Source organism: Flavivirga algicola (assembly GCF_012910715.1).
GTDB lineage: Bacteria > Bacteroidota > Bacteroidia > Flavobacteriales > Flavobacteriaceae > Flavivirga > Flavivirga algicola.
Genome location: NZ_JABBHF010000010.1, coordinates 192,295 through 213,838, shown reverse-complemented (window position 1 = coordinate 213,838; position 21,544 = coordinate 192,295). Strand labels below are relative to the sequence as shown.

Here is a 21,544-nt window from a genome sequence, read left to right as displayed (position 1 = left end):
GCTCACGTATTCTATGATTAAAACAAATTTTTACCGATAAATTTATTAGTTTATTTCAAGCAGCATATTTTTTAATATCTACATAAGGGGTTCCTCTTTGTACTACTGCAAAAACTCTGGCCAATAATTTATTTCTTATCACATTTATTGTGCTCCTTCTATTTTTACCTTCTTCGACTTTCTGCTCATAATATAATTTCATTTCAATATTATGTTGGATGGCTGTTTTAGCACACATATCCAGCAAACTCTTTATCTTTTTATTGGCATAGTGGCTTATCCTTGTCCTCTTTCGAATACTACTTCCTGAAGAATATGGAAATGGGGCTATTCCGCAATATGAAGCAAATTTCCGAGCATTCTTAAACTTCGTAAAACCGTTGGTATGAACGATTAAAAACAAAGCAGTTTGAGCACCTATACCTTTAATGCTGGTTATCAGTCTGTAATGCTCTTTTAGTTTAGAGCTACTATCAATGATATTCTTCATTTGACCTTCTATAGCTTTAATCTCAATTGACAAATATCGGATCAATTTCTTATGGGATTGAAAGAAAATCCTGTTTTCAACTCTACAAAACAGCCTCTGGTATTCTCCCAATGAATTTTTATAGCCTGCTCTGTGCTTTACCATTCGGTCACGAAGTGATAGTAGCCGTTTTAATTTATTAATTGCATTAGTAGGCATTTGAAACAGAGTAATTTCATCCCTGAGCCTATATGCATATAAGGCTATTTTAGTGGCATCTATTTTATCGTTCTTACCTCGGACTATTCCCAAAGACTTTTTTATTTCCAGTCCAGAGATCACTGCAAAGGAAATATTGTCTTCGGACAAAAACACGGACAACCCATGTGAATACAGTCCTGTATGTTCAAAAACAAATATCGTTTCCGTGTTTAAATAACGTGTGTTCTTTCTCACCCATTTCAGCATTTTTCCATATCCTTTCAATGTGTTTTCAAAAACGTTGAACGCCTGACTACTATGAATCCTTACATCCAAAGTCAATTTACTAATGTCGATCCCTACCGTTTCTTTAATTTTCATAATTTTATGTTTTAAGTTAATGGTTACATTGACTAAAACCTTTAATAGGTAAACGCTATGATTCTATTTGGTCCTTTGTAACCAGTTTTAAAGAACGGAGACTAATACGTGAGATAGTTCTTGTTTACTAACGGGCGTGCAAGTTCACTCCGTTCTTTTTACTACCCTTAAAATTAATAACAATTTTAAAGGGTAAGAGTCTTCCCCAGACCCCATCTTTTTAACATAATTATAAATCCCTTTTTTAATCTTTAATAAAAACAAATCTAAAGGTACCCGGGCGTGGGCTCTCTTATCGCTGCACGGTATACCAGTACCTCTTTTCAGGTAAGTTGAGTTCCACGCCTTTTTTACTTCTAAACATAAAGGTTTAACGGGCATTTGCCCATTTTTTGGAAACTCAAAAAAAATTAAGTTTCATCAAAAAAATTTAAGCCATGCCGCAAGCCAAAACCCAGAAATTGCCACAACCCTTTTTAGTATCATGCTACACCAACATTGCCCTAATAACAATGTTGCTCGATAAATCGAGATTAAGCAGTGTCGTTAAAAAACATTGCAAAACGGGGCTCAAGGTTCTTGAAATTATTTATGCCCACCAGGTCTTTAACACGGGTACCAATGTGCTATCTTCAAAAGAGTTCGATGCGTTTTTTAAACACATGCCTGCGGCATATTTTAACAACCGAGAGGACATCTCCATTGGTACGCTTATTAAAAACATAAAACAGTGCATAGCCACAGACCATGTTGCAAACACTTAACAATAAGCTTATGCCAAAAGAAACAAAAAACGAACAGACGCTCAAGGAATTCGAAGCACTTTTTAAGGGTCTGTACCCACAGCTCTGTGTTTTTGCACACAGGTATATTAACGATATGGATACCTCTAAAGATATTGTACAGGACATTTTTATTAAGGTTTGGGAAGACCAGATTGTTTTTAAAACACAGAGTCACACTACGGGCTTTTTTTACAAGGCCGTAAAAAACAGATGCCTTAACTACCTTAAGAGCAGCCGCTACAAAACTACAGAGCACTGCGACCTTGCAGATCTGGAGGTTTATGAAACCGAGACCTTCTTTATGTCTCAGGCTGTTACCATAGAGACCACGGCCGTTATAGAAAACGCCATAAACAAATTGTCTGCCAAGGCCGCCCAGGTTATCAGACTGAGCATAAAAGACTATAGCAATAAAGAGATTGCAGACCTATTGGCCATTTCTGTTAATACGGTGAAGGATCGCAAAAAAGGAGCTTATCGCAAATTAAGAGGGTTCCTTGGTTTTTTGTTTACTAATTAACAGGTTTTTGCCATTTAGAAGGAGGCACGACTGAAGCATCTAATAACATTAAAGATTCTTCGCTTCGCTCTGAATGACATAATTGCTATGAAAGACAGCCTTTTTTAAATAGTATCGTTAAGAAATTTCCATTCAGGATTGGTATTTGTAATTAAGCTGTTCTTTTTATCTCTACTCCAGCCCTTGATTTGCTTTTCCCTTTTTATAGCATCTTCTATTTCGAAAAAATGTTCATAATAAATAAGGTAAAAACATCTATATCTTGAAGTAAAAGCTTTTGAAAATGGCTCGGGGTTACCGTGAAAATAGAGCCGTTCTTTTAAGTTGTTGGTTACTCCTGTATATAAGACTGTTTTTCTTTTATTAGTGAGTATATAAACATAATAATTATGTGTTCCTTTTGTTTTCATTTTATATTCTGGCTATGAGATTCTTCGCTTCGCTCTGAATGACACGGTTGTTCTTAAACAGCACTTTTATTTACAATGAACAAGCACCACACCTTAGGCAAAACGCCCCTGTCATTCTGAAGGAGGCACGACTGAAGAATCTAGTTCACAACAAGCAATGTTAAAGATTCTTCGCTTCGCTCTGAATGACACGGTTGCTCTTAAACAAAGCTCTTCTTTACAATGAGCAGCACCACACCTTAGGCAAAACGCCCCTGTCATTCTGAAGGAGGCACGACTGAAGAATCTAGTTCACAACAAACAATGTTAAAGATTCTTCGCTTCGCTCTTAATGACACGGTTGTTCTTAAACAGCACTTTTATTTACAATGAACAAGCACCTCACCTTAGGCAAAATGCCCCTGTCATTCTGAAGGAGGCACGACTGAAGAATCTAGTTTACAATAAGCAATGTTAAAGATTCTTCGCTTCGCTCTGAATGACACGGTTGCAAAAATGTTACTATCCTTTAAACAAAAGGATTTTCTATTCAAAAATTGTTTCTAAACCATACCTTCTGCCATTCGCGCTTTAAAATTAAAAAGGATACTTCTTCAGAGAGTTTTAATATATCATCTCCATCCAGTGCTTTCACCTGTTTTTCGGGAACATCAATAATGTAAAGCAAATTTAAATATTCGGTGAATTTTTCCTGAATTAACTTATAAATCGTTTCATGAAGCAACAGTTTTAAACTGGAAGGCAGTACCTCTTCATGAAAATCCAGATCGATATTGGCTAAAAGAAAATCTTTATTAAGTTGCCGAATTAATTTTTTATATAAATTGGATTGATTGGCGTCTTCAATCAATGTCTCGAAAGTTGAAGGTAACTGCATTATACTTTTCTATTCATTAAGCTATTACCAAAATCGCGCAAAAGCGCTTTTTTCTCATCAGAAATATCTAACGATTCTAAAACTAAAAAAGCCTTATTGGTATAGTTTTTAATTTCTTTCTTGGTAGCATCAGAGGCCCCAGAGATTTTAAAAATTTCTTTTACAGTATGAATCTTGACATCGTTATCTTCAAGAGTCGTATTAAACAAATTTCTTAATTTAGAACTATTATCGTCATTCGAAAACGCTAAGGCCTTCAGATATAAATAGGTTTTTTTGTTTTCAATAATGTCACCACCAACCTGTTTTCCAAATGTTTCTGGGTTGCCAAAAGCATCTAAGTAATCATCTTGTAACTGGAAAGCAATTCCTAGATTTCTACCAAACTCGTAAATATTATTTTGATCGGTCTCCGATGCATTAGCAACAATAGCGCCCATTTTCATTGCTGCGCCTACCAAAACAGCGGTTTTATATTCAATCATTTTTAGATATTCAGGAATCGTTACATCGTTTCTGGTTTCAAAATCAACATCATATTGCTGACCCTCACAAACTTCTATAGCCGTTTTACTAAACAGTTTTGCTAAAGATTGAAAAGTACTCGCCTCGTAGTTTTCAAATAACTGGTAGGCCATAATCAACATAGCATCACCAGAGAGAATCCCGGTATTAACGTCCCATTTTTCATGCACAGTTTCCTTACCTCTACGCAAAGGCGCATCATCCATAATATCGTCATGAACAAGTGAGAAGTTATGAAAAACCTCAATGCTTAATGCAGCATCCAAAGCCTTGTTATAATCACTATTAAAAATTTCGGTAGTCATTAAAGTTAAAACCGGGCGTAACCGTTTGCCTCCCAAGCCCAAAATATATTGAATAGGTTCGTAAAGGTTTTTAGGTTCTTTTAATGTTGAATATTGTTCTAAATAAGCAACAAACTCTTTTTGATATTTTTCTATTGAAAGCATAAGGCAAAAATAAAGTAATTCGTCACATTAAAAAGTTTAATCCAAGTGATATGTTAAATTATTACTAAAACCTAGGAAACTTTTTTGGTTTTTAAAGTTTCCACCTCTATATTTGCACCCGATTATGAGAGACAAAATATTATTAAGTGCTACAGATTTATTCTTAAACTATGGTTTTAAGAGTGTTACTATGGACGATATTGCCAACGCTTTAGGAATTTCCAAAAAAACCATTTACCTGCACTTCGACAATAAAACCAAGCTAGTCAATGCCTCCACCATGCATTTGTTTGAATTTATAGCAAAAGGCATAGACCAAATTTGTTCTTTAGAAAAAAACCCTATTGAAGAAATTTTCAACATCAAGCAATTCGTTATGGAGCATTTAAAAGATGAAAAGTCCTCACCTCAATACCAATTACAAAAATATTACCCAAGCATATTTAATACTTTAAAAAGTAAGCAGTTTGAGGTCATGCAAACATGTGTTATAGATAACCTTAATCGCGGTATTAATCTGGGGCTTTATAGAAAATCAATCCATGTTGAATTTATTTCAAGAATTTATTTCTCCCTCATGCTAGCCATTAAAGACAAAGAATTATTTCCTAATAACGAATTCTCCATGCCCATGCTTATGGAAAACTATTTAGAATACCATTTACGTGGCATATGCACACCAAAAGGTCTAGAATCTTTAAACAAATTTATAACATCAAATCAATCATAAAATGAAGAACAAACTAATTTTTATATTTAGTTTATTATGCTCTATCACTATGTTTTCTCAAGAAAGCACTAAAAGCTTCTCTTTACAGGAAGCCATAGATTTTGCACTAGAAAATAACAGAACTGCAAAAAACGCTGCACGCGATATTAAAGCGGCCGAAAAGCAAAAGTGGGAAACCATAGCAACTGGTTTGCCTCAAATAAGTGCTAGCATAGATTATCAAAACTTCTTAAAACAACAGGTTTCTGTTATCCCTGCCGAATTTTTTGGTGGTAATCCAGGTGAATTTGCAGAGGTTGTATTTGGTACAAAACAAAGTGTCAACGCTTTTGCAAAACTGGATCAGAAAATTTTTGATGGTTCGTATTTGGTTGGTCTTCAATCTGCCAAGGTCTTTTTAGAAATCTCGAAAAACGCTAAAGAAAAAACCGATTTAGAAGTTAGAAAAGCGGTTATTAATGCTTACGGAAATGTTTTATTAGCCGAAGAAAGTGTAAAAATTCTAGAGCGCAATATTGAAGTTTTAAAGAAAAACCTCAACGAAACCACTAAAATATATGAAAATGGTTTAGGTGATGAAGAAAGTGTAGAACAATTGCAAATTACCCTATCTGGTGTAGAAAGTAATTTAAATAATACGTCGCGCTTAAAAACCTTAGCTTACCAAATGCTTAATATCACTATAGGTACCGAGATTGACTCTAAAACCATATTAACCGATAACCTGGAAAACCTAACAGCTCAAAATATTGTTTTAGGCTTGATAGATACCCCAGAAAACATAGAAAACAATATTGATTTTAAAATTGCAGAAAACGATAAAGTTTCAAAAGAGCTGCTTTTAAAATTAGAAAAAAGCAAAGCCTTGCCTACTTTAAATGCTTTTGTTAATGCCGGTTATTCTACTTTCAGTAATGATTTTGTTTTTACAAATAGTAATCAAAAATGGTTTGGCTCCTCATTATTGGGTGTTAGTATGAATATCCCTATTTTTAGTTCTGGCGGGAGAGGCGCTTCAACCCAAAGAGCAAGAATTAATCTTGAAAAGGCAAAAGAAGACTTAACAGAAACCCAGCAAAAATTAAAGCTTCAAATAGCATCTGCAAAAAGTGATTATCAATTTGCTATTGAAGATTACGATAATAAAAAGCAAAATTTAAATCTGGCCGAACGTATTGAGCAAAAAAATCAGACCAAATTTTATGAAGGGATTGCCACAAGTTTCGAGCTAAGACAAGCCCAAACACAACTATACAGTTCTCAACAAGAATTTTTGCAAGCCATGCTTGATGTTATAAATAAAAAGGCTGAATTAGAAACCGTATTAAACACTATAAACAAATAATCAATCAATACAATGAAAAGAATATATTCACTAGTAATCGTAACGCTTGTTTTAGCATCTTGTGGAGGCGATAAAAAAATGTCTGTTGAAGACATTATAGCCTCTGGTAATTTAGAACAAATAAGAAAAAAGAAAACGGAACTGGATGCTTCTGCTCAAGAAATTTCTTCTCAGTTAAAGCAATTGGAATTAGAAATTAAAAAACTAGATCCACAGGAACGCATTCCTTTAATTACAACATTTGCTGCTAAAGAAGCTGTTTTCAATCACTTTGTAGAACTGCAAGGAAGTGTAGACACCAAGAAAAACCTTGTCATTTATCCTGAGTATCCAGGAACTTTAACACGTGTTTATGTTAAAGAAGGACAGAAAGTATCTAAAGGACAAATACTTGCTAAAATTGATGATGGTGGTTTAAGTCAGCAAGTAGCGCAACTAGAGATTCAGGCCGAATTAGCTAAAACCACTTTCGAACGTCAAGAACGTTTATGGAATCAAAAAATAGGTAGTGAAATTCAGTATTTACAAGCGAAATCTACATATGAGGCACAGCAAAGAGCCGTAAACCAATTAAAACAACAAGTAGGCAAAACGGTGGTTCGCGCTCCTTTTTCTGGTACTATCGATGATGTTATCACAGAGCAAGGTAGCGTTGTTGCCTCAGGACAATCTCAGCTTTTTAGAATTGTAAACCTTCAGGATATGTATATTGAAACAGATGTACCAGAACGTTACATCTCTAATATTACTCCTGGTAAGAATGTAGAAGTAGAATTTCCAATATTAGGAAAAAAGATGGATGCAAAAATTCGTCAGGCAGGAAATTTTATAAACCCAGCAAACCGAACTTTTAAAATTGAAGTGGCCGTTCCTAATAAAGATAGATCTATAAAACCAAACTTAACGGCAAAACTTAAAATTAACGATTACCAAAATGGGAAAGCCATATTAATACCTCAAAGTATTATTTCTGAAAATGCAGAAGGTCAGCAATATGTATACACAGTTACAGATAAGGTTGAAAACAAAGCGAAAGCGAAACGTGTTATTATAGAAACGGGGAAAACACAAGGTGATTATATTGAAGTACTTTCTGGTCTGGAAAATGGAAATGAGATTATTGATGAAGGCGCCAGAAGTGTAAAAGATGGACAAGATATAAAAATACTTGTTGTAGAATAGACTTGTCATTCCTGCGCAGGCAGGAATCCACTTTATTAAAATTCAGTTTCAAAATATAAGATTCCTGCCTTCGCAGGAATGACAAAATAAAAGCTAATGAGTAAAAACAAAAAACAAAAGAAAGTAGATAAAGAGTTTGGTTTATCGTCATGGGCAATAAATAATAAAACAACCATGTATGTTTTAATTGCCTTGATCTTATTTCTTGGTGCTGGTGCCTATTTTAGTATGCCCAGAGAGAATTTCCCCGAAATTAAAGAAACCAAAATCTATATTAGCTCTGTGTATCCTGGGAACACAGCCGAGGATATTGAAAAACTAATAACCGACCCCATTGAGGACAAGCTAAAAACGGTTAGTAATGTTGTTGAAGTTACATCGACATCTCAAGAAGACTACTCTATTATTATTGTAGAATTTGACGAGAAAATTTCTGTAGAAGCAGCAAAGCAAAGGGTAAAAGACGAAGTAGACACGGAAACTTCTGGTGAAGATTGGCCAACATTTAATGGTGCTAAAGTAGAGCCTAATGTATTCGATTTAAGCATGTCTGAGGAAATTCCAATCCTTAATATTAATATTTCCGGAGATTACCCTGTTGATAAGCTAAAGGAATATGGAGAGTATTTAGAAGATGAAATTGAAAGTCTTTTAGAGATAAAGCAAGTTGATATTCGTGGTGCCCAGGAAAAAGAGGTAGAAGTTGCTGTAGACATCTATAAAATGATGGCAGCTCAGGTGAGTTTTCAAGACATTATCAATACGATAAGCAATGAAAACATGACCATGTCTGCAGGTAATTTAATTACTAGCGGGCAGCGACGTACTATTAGAATTATTGGTGAAATTGAAGACCCTGAAGAATTAGAAAGTTTTGTAGTAAAATCTGAAAACAACAATTCTATCTATTTAAAAGATATTGCCAAAATTACTTTTAAAGATGAGGATAAAACAACCTATGCTAGAGAGTTTGGCGCCCCCGTTGTGATGCTCGATGTTAAAAAACGTGCTGGTGAAAATATGGTGGCTGCTGCAGAACAGATAGACGCTATTGTTAAAGACGCTACTGCCAATGTATTCCCTCCAGACTTAACAGTTACCATAGCTAACGACCAATCTTCAAAAACGATTGGTCAGGTTGACGATTTGGTAAACAACATCATATTTGGTATCATTCTCGTAGTGACTGTTTTGATGTTCTTTTTAGGGTTTAAAAATGCCTTGTTTGTTGGTTTTGCTATCCCAATGTCCATGTTTATGTCACTTATGATTTTAGACATGGCTGGTTTCACCATGAACACCATGATCCTTTTCGGACTTATTATGGGGCTAGGTATGTTGGTTGATAATGGAATTGTACTGGTGGAAAATGTGTATCGCTTGATGAATGAAGAAGGCTTGAACAGAATCCAGGCTGCAAAAAAAGGAATCGGTGAAATTGCTTTCCCAATTATTATATCAACAGCAACAACAGTCGCCGCATTTATACCATTAGGCTTATGGCCTGGTGTTATGGGACAATTTATGATATATTTCCCTAAAACTCTCGGAGTTGTTCTAGGTTCTTCATTATTCGTTGCCATATTCTTTAACTCAGTTATGGTATCCCAATTTATGACGACCGAGGATAAAGAGATGCCTTTAAAAAACATCATCAAAATTTCTGCAATAGTTGGAGGCATTGGTCTGCTCATTATGTTAGTTGGAGGCAGCTATAGAGGTTTGGGTACCCTAATGATCTTAACTGTTATTTTGCTTTGGATCTATCGTTTATTCCTTAGAAGTTGGGCCAATGGATTTCAAAATAACATATTACCTAAATGGGAACGCTTTTATGAAAAAACCCTTCGTGCTTCATTAAGCGGAAGAAAACCAGCTGTTATAGCTATTGGCACATTTGTTTTGCTTATTGTCGCCTTTATGGGCTTTGGAGCCTCTGTTGGAAGCCAGCGTACAAAAGTTGAGTTTTTCCCAGACAATACGCCAAACCAGATTATTGTTTATATAGAATATCCTGAAGGTACAGATATTAAAAAAACCAATGCCATTACAAAAGATATTGAAGAACGTGTTTATAAAATTATAAACGAAGAAACCTATATGCATAGTGATTTCAATTTCTTGACCGAAAGTGCCGTATCTCAAGTAGGTGAGGGTGCTGGAAACCCTCAAACAGATGGTGGTTCTCAAGCAGAAATGCCACATCGTGGTAAGATAACGGCAACCATGCGTGAATACAAGTTTAGAGATGGTGCCGACAGTAATATCCTTCTTAAAAAAGTCCAAGAGGCTTTAAAAGACATCTACCCAGGTGTTGCTATTTCGGTTGAAAAAGATGCTGTTGGCCCTCCAGCAGGTTATCCTATAAATCTTGAATTGGAAGGAAACGATTATGCCGAACTTATTGCCACGGCAGAAAAAATGCGTGACTTCATCAATTCAAAAAATATCCAGGGTATTGACGAATTAAAAATTGATGTTAATAGGTCTAAACCATCCATGCAAGTTCAAGTAGACAGAAAAAAAGCTGGAGAACTGGGCGTAACTTCTGGTCAGGTAGGACAACAACTGCGTAATGCTATCTTTGGAGCCAAAGCGGGCATCTATAAAGAAGACGGTGAAGACTACGACATTTATGTGCGTTTTAATGAAGAAAACAGGTATAATACAAGTGCTATTTTCAATCAGAAAATCACGTTTAGAGACCCTTCCAATGGACAAATAAAAGAAATACCTGTTTCGGCTGTTGCCAAACAAAGTAATACCTCTGGCTTTAGCGCTATAAAACATAGAGATGTTAGACGTGTGGTAACTTTATACTCTGCTTTAGCACCAGGATTTACCGATGCTGGCGCCATTGTTTCGCAAATTCAAAATGAAATGCAGGGTTTCACAGAACAACCAGCTTCAGTAAAAGTTGATTACACAGGACAAATAGAGGAACAAAACAAACAGATGGCATTTTTAATGGGTGCCTTCTTTACTGGTTTAGGCTTAATTTTCTTTATTCTAATTTTCCAATTTAATTCTGTTTCTAAACCAGGTATCATTATGCTGGCCATCTTCCTGAGTTTAATAGGTGTATTTGGTGGTATTGTTATTACTGGTAGTGCCTTTGTAATTATGATGACCATGATGGGTATCATTTCCCTTGCGGGTATTGTAGTAAACAATGGTGTGGTACTTTTAGATTACACCCAGCTTTTAATTGACAGAAAGAAAGTAGAATACGATTTGGAAGATGATCAATATCTGGAAACCCCAGATTTATTAGAAGCTATTATTAAAGGCGGAAAAGCACGTTTACGTCCAGTGTTATTAACGGCCATCACAACGATTTTAGGCTTAATTCCTCTGGCAACAGGGTTAAACATCAATTTCTTTACCTTGTTTAGCGAATTCAATCCACATATTTATATAGGTGGCGATAATGTGATTTTCTGGGGGCCACTTGCCTGGACTGTTATTTATGGACTATTCATTGCTACGTTCTTAACATTAATCGTAGTACCTATACTGTTTTATTTAGTGACTAAATTCAAAATGTGGCTGTACAGTAACAGAGCAGCCAAGTATTCTAAAAATGAATTAGAAGAAGCAAAAGCTTTAAATATGGGTAAACAATTAAATTAATGCCATAGTTTCTAATTCAACACATACAACTTGAAATACAGTTGTTACAATAATCCTTTAACCCTATATAAAGGATTGATTGATAGCAGAAAAGCCTCAACATAATGTTGGGGCTTTTCAAATATTACTCTAAATTTTATCCTAACATACTTACTTCAACTTAAAACTAAGTCTGGCAAAAAGGAAACGCCCACCAATACCAAATTGCTGTGCCCGTCTGGACCAGTCAAAACGTCCGCCACTTCTGTTAGTACCACCATCAGATAATACTTCGGCTGCTCTATCTGGATAAATATCTAACAAATTATTGGCTCCTACTGTTAATGTCAAACTTTCTGAAGCTTTATATCCCAAAGACAAATCGGTCACTAGCTTTGTTCCAAAAACTTGCTGTCTATCCACATTAGTTGTTGCTTCTGTCACTTCTCCGAAATACACGTTTCTTAAAAACACATTAAATTTTCCCGAAGTCAAATTATTGGTCAAATTCAGTTTTGTTCTAGGCACGGCTTCTTCTAAATAAACACGACTGTCTTCAGGGAAATATGTATCTACTAAACCAGCATCTTCTAAAATTTGGGAAGCCTTTATAGCACCCACCTTTTTTGTTTTAGAAAAAGTTCCTGATAAGTCTGATTTTAATTTCATATGAGTTCCCAAATTAGCTTTATGGGTAATCACTATGTCTAATCCTTTAGATTCTGTATCAATAGCATTTGCAAAAAATGAAGCTGCAGAAGCATTAGCCTGCGCTAATTCTGCTGCTATGCCAGCTCCGCTAAATTGTCCCGTATATACCACACGATCGTCAATGGCAACAAAATAACCATCAACCGTCACGCTCATATTAGCATCTGGTAATTTAGCTGTTAGTCCTAAACTAATACTTTTAGAAGTTTCTTCTTTTAGCTCTGGTATTCCTAATATTTTTGCAACCCTACTATCATTAGCAAAAGTTCCAACTTCTACTGGATTTCCATTTTGATCAAATATGGTTGATGTAGAATTAAAATTCAACTGGTGTAATGAAGGCGCTCTAAAACCTGTATTTAAGGCCGCTCTAACATTAACATTTTCACTGGCTTTTAACCGTGTTGCCAACTTAAAGTTAATCGTTGATCCAAAATCTGAATAATTCTCAAAACGCGTAGCAAAACTAGCTAAAAAGGTTTCAGAAAAATCGGCTTCTAAATCAAAATATCCTGCAATACTGCTACGTCCTCTAGACAATTCGTTATTAGGACTAAACCCAGGGAAAACTTGAGAGCCTCCAGGTCTAGAATTACCAAAAAAGTCCTGAGCAGCCACTTGATCAGCTAAAGTTATAACCTGACCTTCTGCCGTATATCTTGAGTACGACGCTTCTTCTCCTGCTTCAATTTCATAATTCTCTAACCTATATTCTGCACCAAACGCCACATTAAGCCCATTAAGGATATCATCATAAAATTGATTGATATCTAAATTAACCGTATTCTGCATAAAATTAAACCCACCAGCATCAAATGTGGTTGGCGAGGCATTTTGAAAAGACGCATTAAAGGTATTTCCTATAGTATATAAAAAGGCATTCTTTCCCCAAGTATTACTTAAATCGACATTCCAATCGTTTATTTTCCCTTTAATTCCAACTGCAAAGGATTTATCGGTTATGGTCGAATTAATCTCTGGTAAAAAGCCATTGAAATAGGCTGGCGTATAAGTCCTACTTTGATTTGGCAGTCTGTAAAACCCCGCAGAATTCCCTTTTCTGGAACTAGCTCCTGCAAATGAATAAAGTTCGGTACCATTATCATCCAATGGTAACGATAAATTAGCAAAAAATCGCCCCCCTCTTACTTCCGATTGACCAACACGCATGTTAAAATCGCTTCTAACAAGTCCTCTTGCTGCCAACTCGGCCTCTGTATTATCTGCTGATAAAATAGCTTGTAATTCCGCTTGGGTCGTAGCGCCTCCTAAATTAATCCCTGCAGCATTGGCATATTGTATAACGTCTGTTACATCGTCACCATCTAATAAGTCCGATAAATTGTAACCATCATTTCTAGCAAATCTTTCAACGGTATTATAAAGGTTAAAAACATTGCCTTCCCATTCTTTCATTCGACCATAATCTTCTCTAAAATCGAAATCTCCCGTAAAATTGATAAATCCACCGTGCTCTCCTAAGGGCAAACCATAATTAGCACTAATATTAACGGTCTCTCCATCTACTCCGCCTGTTTGGTTGTTAGCATTTTTTGTAAAATTGGCTCCGGTTGTAACATTTAATGTCAGTTCATTTACATTATTATTTAGTACGATGTTAATAACTCCAGCAATGGCATCCGATCCATATTGGGCAGCTGCTCCATCACGCAAAACCTCTAATCGTTGAATAGCTCCAGATGGAATGGCATTTAAATCGGTCCCTACACTTCCACGACCAAACGTTCCATTAACATTAACTAAAGATGAATTGTGTCTTCGTTTTCCATTTATTAAAACAAGTACCTGGTCGGGCCCTAAGCCTCTTAATGATGCTGGGTCTATATGATCCGTTCCGTCAGAAATTGTTTGTGTATTCGAAGTGAATGAAGGCGCCACAAAATTCAAAATTTGATTTAAATTAACTTGTGGTGCTTGCGATGTTAGCTCAGAAATATCAATAACATCAACTGGAACAGGCGTATCGACTGCTGTTCGACTTGGGTTTCTAGACCCAATCAAAATGACTTCATCTAAAGCGACACCTTCCTCTAGTGTGATATTAATTTTTTGAGAAGAAGACACATTAACTTCCTGGGTGTCAAATCCTACCGAAGACACAACCAGAATCACAGGGAAACCGTCTACGTTTAAAGTAAAGTTTCCATCAAAGTCTGAAATGGTACCTGTGGTAGTTCCTTTAATAACAATATTTGCTCCTGCTAAAGGCAAATTTGTAGCTCCGTCTATTACTGTACCTGAAACCTGCTGCGATAAAGCGAAAGCAGGCAAAAATAATAACAGAATTAGGAACATTTTAAATTGTAAAAGTTTGCTCATAATATTTTTCATTTGAATTAGTTCCTCTAAATATGCAAAAAAAATATGAATAAACATAAGTATTAGACTACAAAAATTACAATTTAACAAAAAAAGACGCTCAATATTAAGAATATAACAAAGTGGTTTTTATTTAAATCTTTGTAAAAAACGTTATACTACAAAGTAATATCTTCATAAATTTGCAATCTGTTTAATGCATCGAACCGCTATCTAATTTACTTGAAGTAGTAAGGGTGCACATCAATTTTTAACTATGTATAGAAGTCATAATTGTGGCGAATTAAACGCTGCAAATATAAATGAAGACGTAACCCTTGCAGGCTGGGTTCAAAAATCTCGTGATAAAGGATTTATTGTTTGGATAGATTTACGAGACCGCTATGGAATCACGCAATTGGTTTTTGATGAAGAACGTACTTCAAAAGCCATGATGCAACAAGCACAAAACCTTGGTCGCGAATTTGTCATTCAAGTAAAAGGAACCGTTATTGAACGTGCTTCAAAAAACCCGAATATACCAACTGGAGATATTGAAATACTAGTTTCAGAATTAAATGTATTAAACGAAGCATTACTTCCTCCTTTCACCATAGAAGATAACACAGATGGCGGCGAAGATTTACGTATGAAATACCGCTACTTGGATATACGCAGAAACCCTGTAAAAAATAGTTTAATTTTTAGACATAAAGTCACTCAAGAAGTTAGAAACTATTTATCTAAGGAAGGTTTTATTGAGGTTGAAACGCCTTATTTAATTAAATCGACTCCTGAAGGGGCTCGTGATTTTGTCGTGCCATCGCGTATGAACGAAGGGCAGTTTTATGCCTTACCACAATCTCCCCAAACTTTTAAGCAATTGCTTATGGTAGGTGGTATGGATAAGTACTTTCAGATTGTAAAATGCTTTAGGGATGAAGATTTACGGGCAGACAGACAACCAGAGTTCACTCAGATAGATTGTGAAATGGCATTTATTGAGCAAGAAGATATTTTAAATGCTTTTGAAGGATTAACACGCCATCTATTAAAAGAAGTGAATGGCGTTGACATAGAAAAATTCCCAAGAATACTTTATGATGATGCCATGCGTTTGTACGGTAACGACAAACCCGATATACGTTTTGGGATGGAGTTTGGTGAGTTAAACGAAGTCGCTCAACACAAAGAGTTTAATGTATTTAATTCGGCAGAATTAGTGGTTGGTATTGCTGTTCCTGGAGGCAATATTTACACCAGAAAAGATATAGACAAATTAATTGATTGGGTAAAACGTCCGCAAATTGGTGCTTTGGGAATGGTTTATTGCCGTTGTAATGACGATGGTACTTTTAAATCGTCGGTCGATAAGTTTTATGATCAAGACGATTTAGCCAAATGGGCAGAAGCCACCAATGCAAAAGCTGGCGACTTAATTTGTGTGCTATCTGGTAATAAAAATAAAGTACGTACTCAATTAAGTGCCTTACGTATGGAATTGGCAGAACGCTTAGGCTTGCGCAAACCAAACGAGTTTGCCCCGCTTTGGGTTATGGACTTCCCTTTATTGGAATGGGATGAAGAAACAGAACGCTATCATGCCATGCACCATCCGTTTACGTCACCAAAACCAGGACAAATTGATTTGCTAAAAACAGATCCTGGTGCCGTAAAAGCCAATGCTTATGATCTTGTATTGAACGGAAACGAAATAGGAGGAGGCTCTATTAGAATTCATGATAAAGAAACACAATCTTTAATGTTCGATTATTTAGGGTTTACCCCAGAGGAAGCCAAAGCGCAATTCGGATTTTTAATGGATGCCTTTCAATATGGTGCACCACCACATGGGGGATTAGCTTTTGGACTGGATAGATTGGTAGCTATTTTAGGCGGACAAGAAACTATTAGAGATTTTATTGCATTCCCTAAAAATAATTCGGGGCGTGATGTGATGATAGATGCGCCTGCTCCCATAGATGATGAACAATTAACAGAACTAAGCTTAAAACTTAATTTGAAATCATAAAATTTTAATCCTGCTCTATGCAGGATTTTTTATTAATTTTATAAAATGCCTCTAAGCAGTAAAAGTCTTTTACGCAAATTTTTGATTTGGAAATACAAACATATTTCTGAGCTTCAATTTATCTATATCCTGAGTATCCTAGTTGGTTTTTTAGCAGGAATGGGGACCATGCTCCTCAAAAACTTAACGCATTATATTCGGTTACTTTTTAAACTAGACTTTTTTAACAACTACCAAAACTCGCTTTACTTTATATTTCCGATTATGGGCCTTTTGCTGGTTTATATTATAAAACAAACCTGGTTGAAAAAACATATAGGCCATGGTATTTCCTCGACTTTGCATGCTATTTCAAAACTAAATGGAATTATCCCAAGATATAATATTTATGCCGCATTAATAACCGCACCTTTAACTGCTGGTTTTGGTGGATCGGTTGGGTTACAAGGTCCCGCTGTAAGCGTTGGGTCTGCTTTAGGTTCCAATGCCGCACGCTTATTCCATATGAATACAAAAACAAGGATGCTTTTAATTGGCTGTGCTGCAGCTGGTGCCATGGCATCCATGTTTAAAGCGCCTATCGCAGCTATTATTTTTGCTGTCGAAATATTTAGCTTGGACATTGCTTTTACCTCACTAGTCCCACTATTATTAGCTTCTGTTTCTGCTGTGGTAACTTCTTATATGTTTTTAGGTACCGATGTTTTATTACGATTTGAATTAACCGATAAATTTGAAGTTAACGATATCTTATTCTATATCCTATTAGGTCTTGTAACTGGTATCGCATCGGTTTATTTTTCTAAAGTCTTTTTTGGAATTACCAATTTCTTTAAGCAATTTGAAAGCCGTGCCAAACGTTTATTAATTGGGGGTGTCGCTATAGGTTCTATGCTGTATTTTATTCCGCCGCTTTACGGTGAGGGTTATGGTATTATGAATAACCTTTTAAAAGGCGATCACTTATCTGCCATTGGTACAACTCCTTTTAATTTAGATTTATCTAATATCTGGATCATTATCGCATTATTACTTGGCATCGCCATATTTAAAGCCATAGCAATGACGACTACCTTTGGTGCCGGGGGTGTAGGTGGTGTCTTTATCCCAACGCTTGTTATGGGTAGTGCACTAGGTAATGCCTTTGCAAAAATCATCAATAATATTGGTTTAGACTTTCAAGTATCCGAATCAAATTTTACTTTGATTGGTATGACAGGGTTAATGGCTGGTGTACTACATGCACCTCTTACAGCCATTTTCCTTATTGCTGAAATCACTGGTGGATATGAGTTGTTCGTACCATTAATGATTGTATCAACCATTTCGTTTGCTATGACTAAATATTATGTTTCTCATTCCATTTACACGCTCAAACTGGCAGAACGTGGTGAGTTGATGACACACGATAAAGATCAAAATGTATTAATGGTCTTAGATATTGATAAGGTTATAGAAACGAATTTCATTATTTTAAAACCAGACATGAAACTTGGAGATATACTAAAAAAGGCTGTTGCAAAATCTTCACGAAATCATTTTCCTGTAGTTAATGATGATCATGAGTTTTTGGGTGTTATCCGTTTAGATGATGTAAGGCATATTATGTTTAACTCCCAACTTTACGACAAGGTTGATGCCTCAAATTTAATGCATGCCGATGCCGATATTATTGTTTATGAAGAAAACTCTATGAACGATATTATGGATAAGTTTAAAAGCAGTGGTGCCTGGAATTTACCTGTTGTTAAACATGGTAAGTATTATGGGTATATCTCAAAATCTAAATTATTAACGGCTTACAGACAACAATTAATTAATTTTACAAAATGAAACTGAAAAGTCATCCTAAATTAACTTGTCAGGTTGGGCTTGTCGAAACCGATATTGATTATCAAACGGATAAATTATTTCGACAAAGCTTGTGCTGAGCGAAGTCGAAGTACTCAATATGACATGCATTTTACTTTTCAGACTTTTAATAATTTTACTCATAACTCATGAAATATATTATTCTTTTTTTGTTTCTAGCTGCTACAGGTAGCATTGTAGCTGGCTATTTCTTGGAAAATGAATGGTCTCAAAAACTCATTGGTTTTGGTGTTGCTGGCTTATTTCTTGTGGTTTTTCCTTTGTTTTCCTATTACCGCTGGAAAGACAAAGACGTTAAAGATTATATACTTACTAAAGAGAATCTGGACAAAATGCGCGAGAATGAGCGTAAAAAAAGGCACTGATTAAGAGGTCAATGTCATGCAACACACATATGAGACATCTCATTATGGTTATTTGATTCTTCTAACGTCGAAATGATTCAGAACGTAGTTAACCCTTTAATTTATTAGGAATAACCATTAATTCAAATTTCGTTTTTCAATAAAAAACCGCTTCATGAGCTCGGAAGCCTCATTAGCCATGACACCGCCTTTTATAGTTGTTTTAGGGTGTAGTTTTGTATTTAAGCCAATACAACCACGTTCTTCATCCCTAGCCCCATAAACAATATGGGAAATCTGACTCCAATATAAAGCCCCAGCGCACATTTGGCAAGGTTCCAAAGTAACATAAAGCGTACATTTTTTTAGATACTTGCCTCCTAAAAAATTAGCCGCTGCTGTAATGGCTTGCATCTCTGCATGCGCCGTAACATCAATTAATGTTTCAGTTAAATTATGTCCTCTAGCTATTATTTTGTTGTCTACAACAATAACAGCACCTACAGGAATTTCTCCTTTTTCATAAGCTGCTTCAGCTTCCTGAAGTGCTTTTTTCATAAAATAGGCATCATCAAAAGGTTCTATCATAAAAGCAAAAATACAATTTCAAATAGTACATTTGTAATCGCATGCAAAAATTATTAGACCACATTAACACACCAAAAGAGCTTCGTCTTTTAGATCAAAAAGACTTACCTCAACTTGCCAAAGAATTGCGCGAATTTATAATTAATATCGTTGCCACCAAAGAAGGACATTTAGGAGCTAGTTTAGGTGTAGTGGAATTAACCATTGCATTACACTATATTTTTAACACACCCGAAGATCAGCTTATTTGGGATGTAGGCCATCAGGCTTATGGTCATAAAATACTAACTGGCAGAAAAGATAGTTTCCATACCAACAGACAAGTTGGTGGATTAAGTGGTTTCCCAAAACGAGCAGAAAGTAACTATGATGCTTTTGGTGTGGGGCATTCCTCTACATCCATTTCCGCAGCACTTGGTATGGCTATTGCTTCGCGGTTAAAGGGAGATACCAAAAAACAACATATTGCCATTATTGGAGATGCTTCCATTGCCAGCGGGATGGCTTTTGAAGGTTTAAACCACGCTGGTGTTACGAACGCCAATTTACTGGTTATTCTAAATGACAATGCTATTGGAATTGATCCCAGTGTTGGTGCATTAAAACAGTATTTAACAAATGTTAAAAAAGAAACTCAAAAACAAGACAATATTTTTGAAGCTTTAAATTTTGACTACTCGGGGCCTATAGATGGCCATGATATAAACGCTATTATTTCGGAATTAGAACGTTTAAAAACCATAAGCGGTCCTAAATTTTTACATGTTATCACGACCAAGGGGAAAGGATTAAAACAGGCTGAAGAAGATCAGGTTAAATACCATGCACCAGGGAAATTCAATGCACAAACTGGTGATTTAATTGCAAGAACTGAAACCAATCAGCCCCCAAAATATCAAGATGTATTTGGACATACCATTGTAGAATTAGCAAAACAAAACGAAAATATTGTTGGGATTACGCCCGCCATGCCAACGGGTAGCTCATTAAAATACATGATGGATGAAATTCCCGAACGTGCTTTCGATGTAGGTATTGCAGAACAACACGCCGTGACATTAGCTGCTGGAATGACTACACAAGGTTTAATACCCTTTTGTAATATTTACTCCACTTTTTTACAACGGGCTTACGATCAAGTGATACACGATGTGGCACTTCAAAAACTCCCCGTTATTTTTTGTTTGGATCGTGCGGGATTGGTTGGACAAGATGGTGCTACGCATCATGGTGTTTATGATCTGTCGTATTTAAGATGCATTCCTAATCTTATTATTTTTGCCCCTAGAAATGAAATCGAGCTACGTAATATCATGTACACAGTGCAATTAGGCCTAAAACATCCTATAGCCATTCGTTACCCTCGCGGACGCGGCGTTACTATAGATTGGAAACAGCCATTTTCTAAGATAGAAATGGGTACAGGCATTCAATTAAAAAAGGGGAATCGATTAGCTGTTTTAAGCATAGGAGCCATCGCTAAAAATGTCGCTAAAGCCATTAAAAACTGTCAAACACCTCAAAGTATAGCACATTACGACATGCGTTTTGTAAAACCTTTAGATGAGTCACTTTTACATGCTATTTTTAAACCACACGAAACCATTATTACTGTTGAAGACAATGCTGTAAAAGGTGGCTTTGGTAGTGCTATTTTAGAATTTGCTTCTGAAAACAATTATAAAAATACAATACATGTATTAGGTGTTCCTGATCATTTTCTTGAACACGGGAGTGTTAACACATTACACCAGTCTATTGGATTGGATGCTGACAGTTTAACGCTCTATTTTAATAAGACATTACTATGATTGCACACTGTCATTCCTACGAAGGCAGGAATCCATTTGAATGTTAGGAGTACTAATAGGTTTTATCCTTATTCAAGAATGTAGCTTAAAATCATTTGCTACATAAACGAAAAAGGTTTAATGTTTTATCGATTTAATGTAGAGATCCTATGACAGGGCACTTGTTGTCAGGTAATCAGGCATTTTATAAACTAGTGGATTCCTGCCTTTATTTCGACTGTGCTCAATATAAACTCTGGAATGACAACCTGAGCAGATAAGCATGTACTAGGTATAACACGAAAGAATTCCTTAAAACGAACCACCTCTAAGGCAGGGACGTAGAAGCAAGTTTCCGCTTTAGCTTATCTTAAGTACTTCGGCTGCGCTCAGCATAAACTC

General features: G+C 35.8%; 16 protein-coding genes. 10 read left to right on the top strand and 6 right to left on the bottom strand.

Annotated features, from left to right (window positions below; genetic code table 11):
* Nucleotides 1-55: 55 nt before the first annotated feature.
* On the bottom strand, nt 56-1,051 hold the full coding sequence (locus HHX25_RS16910) for an IS110 family RNA-guided transposase (RefSeq protein WP_169670953.1): 996 nt from the start codon (nt 1,049-1,051) through the stop codon (nt 56-58).
* 437 nt (nt 1,052-1,488) lie between these two features.
* On the opposite strand from HHX25_RS16910, the gene HHX25_RS16905 reads away from it, so the two are divergent.
* On the top strand, nt 1,489-1,815 hold the full coding sequence (locus HHX25_RS16905; protein WP_169675940.1) for a hypothetical protein: 327 nt from the start codon (nt 1,489-1,491) through the stop codon (nt 1,813-1,815).
* Between the two features lie 10 nt (nt 1,816-1,825).
* The gene (locus HHX25_RS16900) at nt 1,826-2,356 is read left to right on the top strand and encodes an RNA polymerase sigma-70 factor (protein ID WP_169675938.1); all 531 of its coding nucleotides are present in this window, start codon (nt 1,826-1,828) and stop codon (nt 2,354-2,356) included.
* Between the two features lie 104 nt (nt 2,357-2,460).
* Here the strand turns inward: HHX25_RS16900 and HHX25_RS16895 are convergent, their stop codons facing one another.
* The 3 genes from HHX25_RS16895 to HHX25_RS16885 form a co-directional block, all read right to left on the bottom strand.
* Nucleotides 2,461-2,766, bottom strand: coding sequence for a GIY-YIG nuclease family protein (locus HHX25_RS16895; RefSeq protein ID WP_169675936.1), 306 nt, complete (start codon nt 2,764-2,766; stop codon nt 2,461-2,463).
* 529 nt (nt 2,767-3,295) lie between these two features.
* On the bottom strand, nt 3,296-3,643 hold the full coding sequence (locus HHX25_RS16890; protein WP_169675934.1) for a hypothetical protein: 348 nt from the start codon (nt 3,641-3,643) through the stop codon (nt 3,296-3,298).
* Nucleotides 3,643-4,617 (bottom strand): polyprenyl synthetase family protein, encoded by a 975-nt coding sequence (locus HHX25_RS16885; RefSeq protein WP_169675932.1) that lies wholly within the window; start codon nt 4,615-4,617, stop codon nt 3,643-3,645. Before HHX25_RS16885 ends, HHX25_RS16890 begins: the two co-directional genes overlap by 1 nt.
* A 124-nt stretch (nt 4,618-4,741) precedes the next feature.
* On the opposite strand from HHX25_RS16885, the gene HHX25_RS16880 reads away from it, so the two are divergent.
* The 4 genes from HHX25_RS16880 (at nt 4,742) to HHX25_RS16865 (ending at nt 11,507) form a co-directional block, all read left to right on the top strand.
* Nucleotides 4,742-5,347, top strand: a complete 606-nt coding sequence (locus HHX25_RS16880; RefSeq protein ID WP_169675930.1) for a TetR/AcrR family transcriptional regulator — start codon at nt 4,742-4,744, stop codon at nt 5,345-5,347.
* A gap of 1 nt (nt 5,348) precedes the next feature.
* Nucleotides 5,349-6,692 (top strand): TolC family protein, encoded by a 1,344-nt coding sequence (locus tag HHX25_RS16875; protein ID WP_169675928.1) that lies wholly within the window; start codon nt 5,349-5,351, stop codon nt 6,690-6,692.
* A 12-nt stretch (nt 6,693-6,704) separates the two neighbouring features.
* Nucleotides 6,705-7,874 (top strand): efflux RND transporter periplasmic adaptor subunit, encoded by a 1,170-nt coding sequence (locus HHX25_RS16870; protein WP_169675926.1) that lies wholly within the window; start codon nt 6,705-6,707, stop codon nt 7,872-7,874.
* A 96-nt stretch (nt 7,875-7,970) separates the two neighbouring features.
* The gene (locus HHX25_RS16865; RefSeq protein WP_169675924.1) at nt 7,971-11,507 is read left to right on the top strand and encodes an efflux RND transporter permease subunit; all 3,537 of its coding nucleotides are present in this window, start codon (nt 7,971-7,973) and stop codon (nt 11,505-11,507) included.
* Between the two features lie 150 nt (nt 11,508-11,657).
* Here HHX25_RS16865 and HHX25_RS16860 read toward each other — a convergent pair whose 3' ends face one another.
* Nucleotides 11,658-14,537, bottom strand: a complete 2,880-nt coding sequence (locus HHX25_RS16860; protein ID WP_169675921.1) for a TonB-dependent receptor — start codon at nt 14,535-14,537, stop codon at nt 11,658-11,660.
* A 256-nt stretch (nt 14,538-14,793) separates the two neighbouring features.
* Here HHX25_RS16860 and aspS point away from each other — a divergent pair, with 256 nt between their 5' ends.
* The 3 genes from aspS to HHX25_RS16845 all read left to right on the top strand — a co-directional run bounded on the left by aspS (nt 14,794) and on the right by HHX25_RS16845 (nt 18,785).
* On the top strand, nt 14,794-16,548 hold the full coding sequence (gene aspS / locus HHX25_RS16855; RefSeq protein WP_169675919.1) for an aspartate--tRNA ligase: 1,755 nt from the start codon (nt 14,794-14,796) through the stop codon (nt 16,546-16,548).
* Between the two features lie 45 nt (nt 16,549-16,593).
* Nucleotides 16,594-18,381, top strand: coding sequence for a chloride channel protein (locus HHX25_RS16850; RefSeq protein ID WP_169675917.1), 1,788 nt, complete (start codon nt 16,594-16,596; stop codon nt 18,379-18,381).
* A 167-nt stretch (nt 18,382-18,548) separates the two neighbouring features.
* Nucleotides 18,549-18,785 (top strand): hypothetical protein, encoded by a 237-nt coding sequence (locus tag HHX25_RS16845; RefSeq protein ID WP_169675915.1) that lies wholly within the window; start codon nt 18,549-18,551, stop codon nt 18,783-18,785.
* A 117-nt stretch (nt 18,786-18,902) separates the two neighbouring features.
* Here HHX25_RS16845 and HHX25_RS16840 read toward each other — a convergent pair whose 3' ends face one another.
* On the bottom strand, nt 18,903-19,352 hold the full coding sequence (locus tag HHX25_RS16840; protein ID WP_169675913.1) for a nucleoside deaminase: 450 nt from the start codon (nt 19,350-19,352) through the stop codon (nt 18,903-18,905).
* A gap of 41 nt (nt 19,353-19,393) precedes the next feature.
* Here HHX25_RS16840 and dxs point away from each other — a divergent pair, with 41 nt between their 5' ends.
* On the top strand, nt 19,394-21,163 hold the full coding sequence (dxs, locus tag HHX25_RS16835; protein ID WP_169675911.1) for a 1-deoxy-D-xylulose-5-phosphate synthase: 1,770 nt from the start codon (nt 19,394-19,396) through the stop codon (nt 21,161-21,163).
* The last annotated feature ends 381 nt before the right edge of the window (nt 21,164-21,544 follow it).